The sequence below is a fragment of the Streptomyces tibetensis genome, assembly GCF_040647715.1.
Lineage (GTDB): Bacteria > Actinomycetota > Actinomycetes > Streptomycetales > Streptomycetaceae > Streptomyces > Streptomyces tibetensis_A.
In genome coordinates this window covers 153,528-166,643 of the sequence record NZ_JBEZCR010000012.1, presented here as the reverse complement: position 1 = coordinate 166,643, position 13,116 = coordinate 153,528, and the positions used below count along the sequence as shown (strand labels likewise).

The following is a 13,116-nucleotide window of genomic DNA, read 5'->3' as shown; positions in this document are numbered from 1 at the left end:
ACCGCCCGCGCCGGTCGCCTCCGCCCTGGCCGGCAGGGCGCGGACGGGGGTGAGTAACCGTGCCTGGCCTGGCCGGCAGGGCGCGGATGGGGGAGTCACCGTGCCTCGCCTTGGCCGGCAGGGCGCGGATCCGGGTGAGCATCCGTGCCTCGGTGGCGGCTTCCCCTGGCGCCGCCCCCGGGAGAGGCCGTGCTCACCGCCGCGTCACTCTCACCCGCCCGACGCCCGCAGCCGCCCTCCCACGAGCACGGCGAGCTCGTCCGGAGTACGCGGGCCCGGCTCCGTTGCCGTCAACAGCCCCTGGGCCCTCAGAAGTCGGGTCACCGCGGCACCCCACGGCAGACGCAGCCCCGCCTGTCGGAGGAGATCCGTGCGGGCCAGTGCCGTGGCCGCCGGCCCGGTGCGGACACCGGACGGTGTGAGGAGCGCGGCGTCGTCGGCCCAGCGCAGGGCGAGATCGACGTCGTGGGTGGCCATCACCACCGTGGTGCCGGCGGCCCGCAGTCCGTCGAGAGCGGTGAGGAGCCGCTCCTGGCCGTCGGGGTCGAGCCCGGCCGTCGGCTCGTCCAGGACGAGGACACGCGGCCGCATGGCGACCGCGCCCGCGATGGCCGTGCGTTTGCGCTGTCCGTAGGAGAGCAGATGAGTGGGCCGGTCGGCCAGGGCCGTGATGTCCAGGGCCGCCAGCGCCTGGGCCACCCGTGCCCGTACCTGCGTGTCGTCCAGGCCGAGGTTCAGCGGACCGAAGGACACGTCCTGCTCGACGGACGCCGCGAACAACTGGTCGTCCGGGTCCTGCACCACCAGCTGCACGGTGGTCCGCAGCCGGGTCAGCCCCTTGCGGTCGTACGCCACCGGCCGCCCCTCGACCGTGAGCTGCCCCTGGTGCGGCTTCAGGCCGCCGCTGAGCAGCCGCATCAGCGTGGTCTTGCCGCTGCCGTTGCGGCCGAGCAACGCCAGCGCGCGGCCTTCACGGATCTCGAAGTCGAGGCCGCTGAGCACGACCGGGCCGTCCTCGTAGGCGAAGGACGCGCCCCGCAGGGCGACGAGGGCGGCCTCGCTCATGTCAGCGGCCTTTCCAGTACGAGGGTGAGGACGGCCAGCGCCGCGAGCAGCGCGCAACTGGCCGCCGTGAAACGGACGGACACCCGGGCCTCGGGCACCAGGACCCGCAGGGTGCCGTCGTAGCCGCGCCCGGCGAGCCCCGCTTGGAGCCGTCCGGCCCGGTCGAAGGCCCGGACGAAAGCGGTGGCGCCGAGCCCGGCCAGGGACCGCCACTCCGCGGCCCGGCCGGTGTGCCCGAGCCGCGCCGCCTGGGCCTCGCGGATGCGCCGCATGGAGTCCAGCAGCAGGAAGCTCATCCGGTACGTCACGAGCGCGACGTCGACGACCGCCGCGGGGACCCCGGCCCGGACCAGCCGGGGCAGCAGGTCGGACATGGGCGTGGTGAAGGCGAACAGCAGCACCCCCAGGGAGGCCGCCGAGGTCCGCAGCAGCAACTCCCCGGCCCGCAGCGGCCCGTCGCCGGCGAGGGAGACGAACCCCCCTGGCCCGCCCACCTGGACGAGCAGCGTGAGCGCGCCGGTCACACAGAAACCCAGCGGCACCCGGTAGGCCCGCCACAACCGCCGCCCGGGCACACCGGCCGGCCCCAGCAGCACGACCAGGGCCGTCAGAAGGACCAGGGCCGCGCCCGGCCAGGGCGGCAGGGAGATCGCGAGCACGGTGAGACCGAGCCCGAGCACGGCCTTGTCCACGGGATGGCGGCGGCGCCAGCGACTGCTGTGCGCCGCCGCGTCGATCGGCAGCACCCGGGCTCAGTCCCGTTCCGCGGCGGACTTCCCGGCGGCGCCCGGGAGCGCCCCGTCGGCCTCCCGCTCCAGCGCCCGCTGCTCGCCCTGCCTGCGGCCCCGGCGCAGGCCGAAGTAGTAGGCGAGGACACCGGCGCCGAGAGCCGCCTGGAGGGCGAACAGCGCCGACTCGATCTCACCGGACGGCGGTTCGTAAAGCGGCGAGAACCACGGTTCGTAGTCCGGCTTCAGCTCGGTGATCGCCGTCTCGGCCTCGGCGTCGGCGCCGGTGAACGGCTCCTTCTTGTGGTCGCCGAGACCGAGCGCCAGGGGCAGCACGGCGAGGGCGGCCACGAGGAACAGCAGCAGCAGGTTGATCTTCGTGTTCCGCTTCATCGGGCAGCCACCTCGGTCTCGGTCCCGGTGCGCGCCTGCTTCCGGGCGAGGAGCACGCCCAGCCGGGTCAGTTCGCCCTTGCTGGACTGCACCAGCAGCCGCATCACGAGCACGGTCAGCAGGCCCTCGCTGATCGCGAGCGGGATCTGCGTGACGGCGAAGATGGAACCGAACTTGCCGAGCGCGCCCAGGAATCCGCTGCCCGGGTCGGGGAACGCGAGCGCCAGCTGCACGCTGGTGACGCAGTAGGTGGACAGGTCGGCGACGAACGCGCCGCAGAACACCGCCACCATCAGCGGCGCGTTGGAGCGCCGCAGCAGCTTGTAGACGGCGTATCCGGCCCAGGGCCCGACGATCGCCATGGAGAAGACGTTGGCACCGAGCGTGGTCAGGCCGCCGTGCGCCAGCAGCAGCGCCTGGAACAGCAGGGTGATGGTGCCCAGCACCGCCATGATGGGCGGCCGGAACAGGATGGCGCCCAGGCCCGTGCCGGTGGGGTGCGAGCAACTGCCCGTGACGGACGGAAGCTTGAGGGCGGACAGGACGAACGTGAAGGCGCCGGACGCCCCGAGGAGCAGGGTGCTCTCGGGGTGCTCGCGCACTTCACGGGTGAGCGACCGGACTCCGTGGACGACGAACGGCGCCGACGCGACGCTCCAGGCGACCGCGTGCGCCGGAGGAAGGAAACCCTCGGCTATGTGCATGGCTCAGCAGACCCTCTCCAGCACCTCGTGGATGGTTGACGCGCCTTGGCCGGTCTCCTGGCTGACGGGTACCACCGCCCGGACTCCGCCTTCCCGGGTCGCAAGGACCCAGTGGCTGCCCGTGAGGGCCGGAGCCGGACTTCCCGATTCACAGTGGCGAGGGCCGCACCGGCATCACACCGGATTTCCCGTTCACCAAGGCCTGGTGACAATAAGGCCGGGATAAGGGCGATGACAAGCCACCCAAGGGGCGCGCGAGGGGGCGCCCGTTCGCACACCGGCGCATCCCCCGGCCGGTCCACACGCTCCGCACAGGGCTTCGCCGCACGGCATGCCGGGCCTTGTCAGTCGTCGCCCCCGTCGTCCCCGCCGTCGTCGCTCTCCCCGTCCTCCCCGGCCTGGCGGGGCTTCTCCGGCTTCGGCTGCCCGGGGCCGCCGTCGACCGCTTCCTGCGTCGGAGTCGCGACGTCCGGCGCGGACGCGGGAGGGGTCGGGGAAGGGGGCGGCGTGGACGGAGTGACATCGGCCACGGTGCCGGTGGCGGGCGTGTCGGCCGGCCCCGGGTCGGCCGCCGGGCCGGCCGCCGGGTCGGTCTGCGGATCGGAGGAGTCGGACGTGGCGGAGTCGGTGGACGGCGTGGCGGCGGGGCTGCTCGCACTCGGCGACGCGTCGGGTTCCGTCCCCTCCGCGGTCGTCTCGGGTGAGAACCAGCGCATGCCGATGAGCATCGCGGCGACGAACAGTGCCGCGGCGGCGGCCGTCGCGGCCAGCTTCGACCGGTTGCCCTGACCGCCGCGCCCGCGCGAGCGGCCCGAACGCCCCGTCTGGGCAGCCCGGGCAGCGGTGCGGTGACCCGTGGTGGCGGGCAGCGCGTAGGTGGTCGGGCTGCCGGTCTCGGCGGTCGCGTACGGTCCCGGCCCGGCGGGCATCGCACTGGACGCGCTGTTCGGCCGCAGCGGCCTCGAGACCTCCGGCAGCGGCTCGGGCAGGCCCCGCCAGGCGCCCTGGGCGAACCACTCGGCGGCCTGCTGGGCGGTGGGGCGGTCCTCGGGCTGCTTGGCGAGCAGACCTAGGAGGTAGTTCTCGAACGCCGGCGGAAGCCCGGCGACCCCGAGCTCGCGCGGTGGCACGGGAGCCGAGTCGAGATGCTGGTGGAGCAGGGCGACGGCGGTGTCGGCCTCGAACGGCGGTCGTCCGCTGAGGAGCTGGTAGAGCACGCAACCCAGGGAGTACATGTCGGAGGCCGGCCCGGCGGGCTTGCCCAGGGCCCGCTCGGGCGCGAGGTAGAGGCCGGTGCCGATGATCTGGCCGGTGGCGGTGAGCGCGGCACCGGGGTCGTCGAGGAACCGTGCGATGCCGAAATCGCCGATCTTCAGCGTGCCGCCCGCGTCCAGCAGCAGGTTGGCCGGTTTGACGTCCCGGTGCACGATGCCCTGCGCGTGCGCGGCGGCGAGCCCCGCGGACGCCTGCGCCGCGAGCACGGCCACCCGCTCGGCGGGCAGCGCGCCGGAGCCGGTCAGCACCCCGGCGAGACTGTCGCCCTCGACCAGCTCCATCACCAGGTACAGCCGGTTGTCGTACTCACCGAAGTCCAGCACACCCACCACGTTGGGGTGGTTCAGACGTCCGGCGGTCTGAGCCTCCAGACGGAACCGGGAGGTCGCCGTGGCATCGGTGTCCTGGGGCAGCAGCAGCTTGAGGGCCACCGCTCTGGCGAGCGTCTCGTCGTACGCGCGCCAGACCTCTCCCATTCCACCGCGCCCGATCTCCACATCCAGCCGGTAGCGGCCCGCTAGCAGCACTCGTCCTCGTCTCACGCATAGGGGAAGGTCGTCGCCGCGGGCCGAACTCCCCGCTTGCGCACGGGGCTTGACGGGGGGTGCCGCAGCCGACCCAGGATACTGGCGCGGCACGGCCCCCGATCTCCGCGGCCGTGCCCTCGCAAGGGCAGCCCCGACGCGGAAACGCCCGAGCGAAGGAGTCGCCCGCCGGGGTGACACTCCCGGTGCCCGGTTGCCGCGGGAGGCCGCCGGGCGTCAGGCCGCCGCGCCCGCCTCCTTCTCCCGGTGCGGCAACAGGGCCACCGCCAGGGCCGGTACGGCCGCCAGGACCAGCCACGGCACGGCGGCCGGCAGGCCCAGGTCGAGCAGGAAGCCGGTGGCCGCGCTGCCGGCCAGGACGATCAGACCCGAGACGGACGACAGCGCACCCATGTAGAGCCCGAGCCGGCCCTCCTCGGCGAGGTCGGGCACCCAGGCACGGGCGGCGGGCACGACCAGCATCTGCCCCACGGTGAGCAAGATCACGAAACCCCCGGCCGGGAGCAGCCCGGCCGTGCCCGTCCAGCCGCCGGGACGGGCCGCGGCCACCACCGCGAAACCGGACGCGATCAGCAGTAGTCCCGCGGTCATGGAGCGGCGCAGATCCAGCCGGTCGCCCGCCCAGCGGGTCACCGGCAGCTGGGTGAACACCACCAGCACGGAGGACAGCGCGAAGAGCCACGACAACGGCGCCTGGGAGCCCGCCGCGCGCTGCACCTCGTCCGGCAGGGCCAGATACAGCTGGTTGTAGGCGAGCAGATAGGTGCCGTACGCACAGCACAGGACGAGGAAGCCACGGTTGCGCAGCAGGGCGCGGACCCCGCCCCGCTCCCGCACGCGGACCCGGCCGGGGATGTGCTGCGGCATCAGCCACAGGTGCCCGGCGAGGACGAGTACGAAGACCCCGGCACCGGCCAGACAGGCGGTGCGGAAGTCGACGGCGAGCAGCAGCGCGCCGAGCAGCGGCCCCACGAACGCCCCCACCTGGCCCGCCACGCTGAACAGGGCGAGGACCCGGGTGCGCGGACCGTGCCCGTCCTCCTCCCACACGACCGCCTGGCGGGCCACCTCGGACTCCACGGCGGGGGAGAAGAGCGCCGCGGCGAAACCGATCACCAGCACCGCACCGATCACGGCCCCGCCCGTCTGTGCGAAGCCGAGCCACCCGAACCCGGCGATCCGCAGCGTGCAGCCCGCCAGCACGACCGGCCGGACCCCGAACCGGTCGACGAGCCAGCCGCCGACCACGAACAGCCCTTGCTGGCTGAAGGTGCGCAGCCCGAGCACGAACCCGACCAGCCACCCCGCCATGCCGATCGCGGTGCCGAGGTGCTCGGCGAGGAACGGCAGGACGGCGTAGAAGCCGATGTTGAAGGCGAGCTGGGTGAGGATCAGCAGCCGCAGCAGCGGCGACAGCCGCCTGATCAGACGCCACGTGCCGTCACGGCCTTCGGCGCGGGTCGCACGGGCGGCCTTGCGGGTCGGCACCCTGGAAGCGGAGTCGGTCATCGTTCGTCTGTCTGTGAGGCGGACACGGGAGTCAGGAGGTCCTCGGGGCGCTCCGGGTGCCGTCGCGGGGCCGGCACGCCCTCACCGACGGGTGGGACGGCCGGATCCGCGGGCCGGGCGCGCCGTCTGGGCAGCCGTACCCCGCCCGCGGCCGTCACCGCGAGTGCCCCGAGCAGGGCGAGCACGGCGGCCGGGAAGAGGACGGCCCACGGTGCCCGTTCGGCGTAGGGCTGGTTCTCGGAGAGCAGCAGGCCCCACTCGGGGGAGGGCGGCTGGGCGCCCAGGCCGAGGAAGCCGAGCGCGGCGAGGCTCAGCGCGACACCCGGCAGCCGGAGCAGGGCGTGCCGGGCGACCGGGGGCACGACGGCGGGCAGCAGTTCGTGCCGGAGCAGGTACCAGCGGCCGGCGCCCAGCGCCCGGGTGGCGACCAGATGGGTCGTGGCCCGTTCCTGCCGCAGCAGCGAGGAGGCGTGCGCGGCGAGCGGGGACCAGGCCACGACGCCCACGGCGAGCGCGGGCGTCCAGGGGCCGCTCCCGGCGATGCCGGTGACGAGCAGCCCGGCCAGTACGGGCGGTACGGCACTGAGCGTGTCGACCAGTGGCCCGGAAAGCCTCGGCAGGAGCCCCAGCAGCAGCCCGGTGACGAGCGCGGCGGCGCTCACCGCGAGGGCGGTGCCGAGGGTGGTCACCGCCCCGTGGGAGATCCGGGCCAGGACGTCCCGGCCGAGCGCGTCCGTGCCGAAGGGGTGCTCCGCGGAGGGGGCTTGCAGCCGGGCGAGTGTGTCCAGGGCGAGCGGGTCGCGGGGGAGACCGGCCCCGATCACGGCGGTCAGCAGTCCCCCGTAGAGCAGCGGGAGCGTCCGGGGCGCGGGGGGCCGGGGCCGGTGCAGGGACTCCAGGGCGCCGTCGCGCAGCGCCGGTCCGATCAGCAGCCGGGCGGCGATCCGGGCGAGGAGCCCCGCCGCCGCCGCGAGGAGCACGAGGGCGAGTGTGCCGGTCTGCAGGACGGGCAGGTCCTGGGCGAGTGCGGCGTGCAGGGTGAGCCGGCCGAGGCCCGGGATGTCGAAGATCTGCTCGACGGCGACCGATCCGCCGGTCAGCCCCACCACGAACAGCCCCAGGTTGGGCAGCAGTCCGGGCACGCAGCGGCGCACCGCCTGCCGGGCCAGCGACCTCGGCGGAACACCGCGTGCCGCGGCCGCCCTGGCCCAGGGTTCCGCGAACGCGCCGGGCAGCAGGTCGTCGAGCATCCGGCCGAGGACCGCGCCGGCGGGCAGGCCGAGGGCGAGCGAGGGCAGCACCATCCACTGCGGCCCGTACCAGCCCAGAGCGGGGAGCCAGCCCAGCTGCACGGCGATCACCGAGGCCAGCACCGAGGCGACGAGGAACTCGGGCAGGGAGGCCAGCACGGCGGTCGCCGTCCCGCCGGGACGACGCGCGCCGAGACGGCCTCGCGCGCCGAGCCTGAGGGTGGGGGCGCAGACGGCGGCGGCCGTGCCCGCGGCGACCACCAGCGCCCCGCACATCAGCAGCAGTGACACGCCGAGCGCCTGCACGGCACCCGGCAGCACGGGGGCGCCGGACACCCAGGACGAGCCCGCGTCCGCGTGCGGCAGGCCGCCCAGCCAGCGGGCGAGCAGGGCCCATGGTCCGTCGTCCAGACCGAGTTCGGCGCGGATCGCGTGCAGGGTCTCCGGTGTCGGGTCACGGTCCGCGGAGCGGGCCTTGAGGACGGTCAACGCCGGGTCGGTACGCGACAACCACGGCAGCAGGCCGATCGCACCGACCAGGGCGGCCGTGAGCACGGCACGCCACATCAGCGTCGGGCCACCGCCCCGCGCGAGGGCGCGCAGGGCGGTCAGACCCCGGGTCGTCAGGGAGGTCTCGGTGTTCAGGGCCGCGTCCCCACGCCGACGAGCTCCCGCTCGTACGGGTCGAGTCGAGCGCCCCGCACGGACGGCCGGACCCCGGTGACGGCCTTCAGGTGCACCAGCGGGATCACCGCGTCGGTACCGAGGATCGCGGCCTCCGCCTTCATGGCGGCGTCCTGACGCTGTACGGGGTCGGACTCCGTCCGGGCGGTCGCGACGAGCCGGTCGACGTCCCGGTCGCACAGGAACGCCAGGTTGTAGGAACCGTCGCAGGTGAAGTCGCTGTCGAGCACGGTGACCGGGTCGCCGGTGTCCGTCATCATGTTGCGGGCGACGACGGCGGCGTCGAACTTCCCGTCCAGCAGATCCCCTTCGAGGCGCGCGTACGTCCGCACCTCCAGCTTCACCTCGAACCCGGCCTTCTCCAGCTGCTGTTGCAGCACCTGCGCGGTCTCCGCCAGTTCGGGCCGGTCGTTGTAGGTGCCGATGGTGATGCTCCTGCCGTCGGGGTCGGTCGCCGCGGCCCTCCCGGACGGCTGGAGGCGCTTGCCGGCGGCCCAGGTCAGGGCCGGGCCGTAGATGCCCTGCGCGGGTTCGGCCGAGCCCTCGTAGACACCCTCGGCGACGGTCGCACCGTCGACCGCCGCACGCGCGGCGGCCCGCAGCCCGGCGTCCGTGAAGGCGCCGGACCCGGTATTGAGGTACAGGCTGGTGTTGCGGGCCGTGCTCGATGCGTGGACGGTGCCCCTGCCCAGGGAGGCGGCCTGGGCGACCGGGACCGCCTCGGCGAGGTCGACGTCCCCGGTGCGCAGGGCGTTGGCGCGGGCCGTGCCGTCGGAGACGTACCGGACGTCGATGCCCGAGGCCTGGGCCCGGCCGCCCCAGTAGCCGTCGAAACGGTTCAGCACGGCCGACCGGTCACCGGTGACCTCGGTGAGTTCGAAGGGGCCGGTCGCGGTGCCGACCGCGTTCACCGTGCCCTTCTTCCCGTACGCCTTCGGGGAGAACATCGCGAGGCTGGGGTTGGTCAGCCGCAGCGGCAGCACCGGGTCGGCTTCGCCGGTGGAGACCCGCACCCGGTTCTCGCCGACGGCCTCGGCGGTCAGCTTCACGCCGGATATCGCGGCGGGTGCCGGCTTCGCCGCGGCGGCGTGGGTGAGGGCGGAGGCGGCGGCCTCGGCGGTGACGTCCTCACCGTCCTGGAACTTCGCGTCCCGGAGGGTGAACAGCCAGCTCTCGCCGCCCTGCTCGCTGCTCCAGGACTCGGCGAGCGCGGGTGCCGCTGTGCCGTTGGCGTCCAGGCGGGTCAGCCCCTCGGCGACCCCCAGCCGGGACAGGTTGTAGGCGTCGTACCCGTACGGCGAGTAGTTCTGCGTCGGCGGGAAGGCCAGGGCCACGCGCAGCCGTCCGCCGTCACCGGAGCCGGCGGAGTCCGAGGTCTCGGCGGAGCCGTCACCCGAGGACGCGAAACAGCCGGCGAGCAGCGGCAACAGCAGCAGGCCGGCTGTGAGCCGGCGGCGGGGGATTCTCATAATGTATATGAATACCATTTTCGTTAAGCGAGCGGTATCTCGAAGTGCACGACGCCGCTGCCCCCGCCCGGCACCTCCTCCCGCTCGTCGCACACCACCTTGCCCAGCGTCTCCCACAGGCCCATCGCGCCGGGGGACTGCGGATAGGTGTGCAGGTAGGCGGACCGGTAACCGCCGTCGGCCCGGGCGAACTCCAGGAGTTCGTCCACCAGTTGCCGTGCGAGCCCGCGCCGCCGGTGTTCGGGGCGCACGTACACCCGCCGCAGCTGTGCCGTCTCGCCCGAGGGGAACCGCTCGGCCAGCCACTGTGGATTCGGCGGGTGGGCCGGGCCGCGTGCGTCCAGTGCCGCCGTGGCCGCCACCGTCCCGTCGCGCTCGTCCACGGCGACCAGGAGGGTGTGCCGGGGCGGCGTGACGTAGAACGGCACCGGATCGATGATGTCGCCGTGCCAGCGCGGCACGTAGCCCGTGCCGAAGTCGCGGTACACGGCGTCGAGCATCACCGCCCGGGCCCCGTCGATGTCGCCCGGCGTGGCTTCCCTGATGCTGTACTCACGCATTTGCGCATCATATGCAAGAAGGTGTGAGCGGTGGCCGGTGGCCCGCTTCCCGATGGTGGCTCGCCATGCGGGTGATCGGGGCATCGGTGGCGAGCGCCCGGCCCGCGGGGACTCGGGCCGGGCGCTCGTGCCCTGGCGTCAGGCCTCGGACGGGGCGAGCACCACGAAGTCCGCGTTCGCCGGGTCGAGACAGACGGCGAGCCGGCCGACGCCCTCCATGTCCGCCGGCCCCATCTGCACGCTGCCGCCGTTCGCGGCGACCTGGGCGACCGCGGCGTCGCAGTCGCCGACGGCGAAGACCGGGTGCCAGTACGGTCGCCCGCCCGTCAGTGCCAGGTCCTCCTTGCCGAGCTGCATGAGTCCGCCGTGCATCCGGTCCTCGGAGAGCCCCGAGGGGGTGATCAGCGTGTACGTGCCCCCGCCGCCGGGGAGTGGCATGTCGCTGAACTGCCAGCCGAAGAGGGAGCCGTAGAACCCCCGCGCTGCCGCGGCGTCGGTCGTGTACAGCTCGGTCCACGACAGTGAGCCCGGCTGGTCGACCAGCTCCAGACCCTTGTTGGTGCCCGGCTGCCAGACGGCGAACTGGCCGCCCAGCGGGTCGGTGTACTGCGCCATCCGGCCCCAGTCGTCGAGGTCCATCGGCGCGACCCGTACGGTGCCGCCCGCCTGTTGCACGGCCTCCGTCGTGGCGTCCGCGTCGGTGACGCTGTAGTAGAGCATCCAGGCCGGACGCGCGCCTTCCTCGGTGAGCTTGCCGAGCCCGGCGACGGTCTTGCCGTCCTTCTTGAACATCCCGCCCTCGAAGTCCTCGCTCTCGCCCATGGGCTCGTAGTCCCATCCGAGGACGGCGCCGTAGAAGCCGGCGGCGGCCCGGACGTCCGGAGCGCCCAGGTCGAGCCAGCAGGGGGAACCGGGGACGTACTCCGTCGTGATCATGGCGATGCTTCCCTTCCGCGGGTCCTGTGTGCCCAGCGTGACACCGGGAACCGGGCGGCGCCCCTCGGTCGCTGTCCGTTCGGGGGACCCGGCGGACGCGGAGGGAGGGCTCAGTGGACGGACAGTCCGCCGTCGACGAACACCGACTGCCCCGTGACGTAGGCGGACGCCGCGCTCGCCAGGAAGACCGCCGCGCCCGCGAAGTCCTCGGCGAGCCCGTTCCGCCCGATCATCGTGCGGGCGGCGAGGGCGCTCACCTTCTCCGGGTCCGACGACAGCCGCGCGTTCAGCGGTGTCATGACGAAGCCCGGCACGAGCAGGTTGCAGGTGACACCGCGCGGCGACCACGCCTCGGCCTGGGAACGCGCCAGTGCCTCCAGTCCGCCCTTGGAGGCGCCGTACGCGCCGCTGTGGACGAACGCGCGGTGCGCCTGCTGCGAGCTGATGTGGATGATCCGCCCGTATCCGCGCTCCGCCATGGAGGGGCCGAAGCGCTGCCCCAGCAGGAACGGCGCCTCCAGGTTGACGGCCATCGTGGCGTCCCAGACGTCCTCGCCGAGTTCGTCCATCGGCGGACGCAGGTTGATCCCGGCGCTGTTGACGAGGATGTCGGGCTCCCCGAACACCTCGACCGCCCGCTCGGCGGCCGTCCGCACGCCCTCGCGGGTGCTCAGGTCCGCGCCGACCCACGCGACACGGCAGCCGAGGGCCGTCAACTCCTCGGCGGTCGCGGCCAGCCGGGCCTCGCCGCGGGCCACGGTCACCACGCTCGCCCCGGCGCGGGCGAGGGCGTCGGTGATGGCGCGGCCGATGCCGGAACTGCCGCCGGTGACGACCGCGACCCGGCCCTCCAGCGAGAACAGTTCGGAGAGGTAGGCCCGGGACGAGCGGGGCGACGGGATCGCCCCGCTCGGCTGGGTCGGCTCCATGGGCGGGGTGGGGTGTGTCGTCATGGCGACCACTCTAAGTCGATCATCCGACCGCCCCGCGGGCCGTGGTTCACCGTCCGGCGGTTTCCGTACCGCCGGCGCGACGTCGGCCTCTGGTGTGTATACCCCCAGGGGGTATATAGTCCGGGTCATGGACCACACCGCTCACGAACCTGAGAGGCAACCGCACGGGACCGCGTCCTGGGGGACCGCGGTGAAGGCGACCCTGCACTGTCTGACCGGGTGTGCCATCGGCGAGATCCTCGGCATGGTGATCGGCACGGCGCTGGGGTGGGGCAACGTGCCCACCATGGTGGCGGCGATCGCGCTCGCCTTCCTGTTCGGTTACTCCTTCACCTTGTTCGCGGTCCTGCGGGCCGGCCTCGGGCTCAAGGCCGCGCTCCGGGTCGCCCTCGCCGCGGACACCGTCTCCATCGCGGTCATGGAACTCGTGGACAACGCGATCGTCGCGCTGACGCCGGGCGCGCTGGACGCCCATCTGTCGGAGGGCCTCTTCTGGGCCGCGCTCCTCGGCGGTTTCGCCGTCGCCTTCCTGATCACCACCCCGGTCAACCGGTGGATGATCGGCCGCGGCCGGGGCCACGCCGTGGTCCACGCCCACCACTGACGCGACGTCACCGCGTCCGCCCGCCGAGGGAACCGGCCGGAGCCACGGGCCGTTGTCCGGGCATGAGGCACACCATGTGGACGGGGCAGCTGCTGCCGGTTCTGATCGTCGCGGCCACCCTGGCGGTCGTCATGGGCCTCTTCGCCTGGCTCGCGTCCGTGATCCGGCGTCGCGGCCTCGCCGGCTCCGGATTCCGCGCGGCCGTGGCCTCGTGCGAAGAGGCCTTCCGGGTGACGGCCCACGACGCCCACTACGAGATCCAGGCGCAGGCCCAGGCGCAAAGCCCGGCCGCAGCCCCCGGCGACCCCTGGCGTCCCGCCCGGGACACCGCGGGCGGCGCCGGGCGAGCGCGACACCCCGGCCACCGGAGCGGGGTGCGCCGCCGACTCGGGGCGTGGCGGCGGAGGGCTGCTCGCGGAAGGTGACCGGCCGGTGCGAGGC

Annotated in this window: 13 protein-coding genes and 1 riboswitch; of the genes, 2 read left to right on the top strand and 11 right to left on the bottom strand. The window is 73.9% G+C overall.

The window, feature by feature from the left end; all coding sequences use genetic code 11:
* Positions 1-210: 210 nt before the first annotated feature.
* From AB0B29_RS29500 to AB0B29_RS29450, 11 genes are all read right to left on the bottom strand, one after another.
* Positions 211-1,065, bottom strand: coding sequence for an energy-coupling factor ABC transporter ATP-binding protein (locus AB0B29_RS29500; protein ID WP_362244498.1), 855 nt, complete (start codon positions 1,063-1,065; stop codon positions 211-213).
* Entirely contained in the window at positions 1,062-1,811 is a 750-nt protein-coding gene (gene cbiQ, locus AB0B29_RS29495) for a cobalt ECF transporter T component CbiQ (protein ID WP_362244497.1), read from the bottom strand. Before cbiQ ends, AB0B29_RS29500 begins: the two co-directional genes overlap by 4 nt.
* Positions 1,812-1,817: 6 nt before the next feature.
* Complete coding sequence (locus AB0B29_RS29490) at positions 1,818-2,186, bottom strand: energy-coupling factor ABC transporter substrate-binding protein (RefSeq protein ID WP_362244496.1); 369 nt, start codon at positions 2,184-2,186, stop codon at positions 1,818-1,820.
* A complete protein-coding gene (locus tag AB0B29_RS29485) occupies positions 2,183-2,890 on the bottom strand; it encodes an energy-coupling factor ABC transporter permease (RefSeq protein ID WP_362244495.1) in 708 nt (235 codons plus the stop codon). Before AB0B29_RS29485 ends, AB0B29_RS29490 begins: the two co-directional genes overlap by 4 nt.
* Positions 2,891-2,920: 30 nt before the next feature.
* Positions 2,921-3,105: riboswitch (cobalamin riboswitch) on the bottom strand.
* 129 nt (positions 3,106-3,234) lie between these two features.
* The gene (locus tag AB0B29_RS29480) at positions 3,235-4,707 is read right to left on the bottom strand and encodes a serine/threonine-protein kinase (RefSeq protein WP_362244494.1); all 1,473 of its coding nucleotides are present in this window, start codon (positions 4,705-4,707) and stop codon (positions 3,235-3,237) included.
* Between the two features lie 219 nt (positions 4,708-4,926).
* Complete coding sequence (locus tag AB0B29_RS29475; RefSeq protein ID WP_362244493.1) at positions 4,927-6,219, bottom strand: MDR family MFS transporter; 1,293 nt, start codon at positions 6,217-6,219, stop codon at positions 4,927-4,929.
* Entirely contained in the window at positions 6,216-8,036 is a 1,821-nt protein-coding gene (locus AB0B29_RS29470; protein ID WP_362244492.1) for an ABC transporter permease subunit, read from the bottom strand. Before AB0B29_RS29470 ends, AB0B29_RS29475 begins: the two co-directional genes overlap by 4 nt.
* Positions 8,037-8,110: 74 nt before the next feature.
* Complete coding sequence (locus AB0B29_RS29465; RefSeq protein ID WP_362244491.1) at positions 8,111-9,622, bottom strand: ABC transporter substrate-binding protein; 1,512 nt, start codon at positions 9,620-9,622, stop codon at positions 8,111-8,113.
* 23 nt (positions 9,623-9,645) lie between these two features.
* On the bottom strand, positions 9,646-10,182 hold the full coding sequence (locus tag AB0B29_RS29460) for a GNAT family N-acetyltransferase (RefSeq protein WP_362244490.1): 537 nt from the start codon (positions 10,180-10,182) through the stop codon (positions 9,646-9,648).
* A 138-nt stretch (positions 10,183-10,320) separates the two neighbouring features.
* Complete coding sequence (locus tag AB0B29_RS29455; RefSeq protein WP_362244489.1) at positions 10,321-11,118, bottom strand: VOC family protein; 798 nt, start codon at positions 11,116-11,118, stop codon at positions 10,321-10,323.
* Positions 11,119-11,228: 110 nt separating this feature from the next.
* Entirely contained in the window at positions 11,229-12,047 is an 819-nt protein-coding gene (locus tag AB0B29_RS29450; protein WP_362244611.1) for an SDR family NAD(P)-dependent oxidoreductase, read from the bottom strand.
* A gap of 151 nt (positions 12,048-12,198) precedes the next feature.
* Between AB0B29_RS29450 and AB0B29_RS29445 the strand changes: the two genes are divergently transcribed.
* Both AB0B29_RS29445 and AB0B29_RS29440 read left to right on the top strand, forming a co-directional pair.
* Positions 12,199-12,675, top strand: coding sequence for a DUF4396 domain-containing protein (locus AB0B29_RS29445; protein WP_362244488.1), 477 nt, complete (start codon positions 12,199-12,201; stop codon positions 12,673-12,675).
* A gap of 62 nt (positions 12,676-12,737) precedes the next feature.
* Entirely contained in the window at positions 12,738-13,100 is a 363-nt protein-coding gene (locus tag AB0B29_RS29440) for a hypothetical protein (RefSeq protein ID WP_362244487.1), read from the top strand.
* Positions 13,101-13,116: the final 16 nt, after the last annotated feature.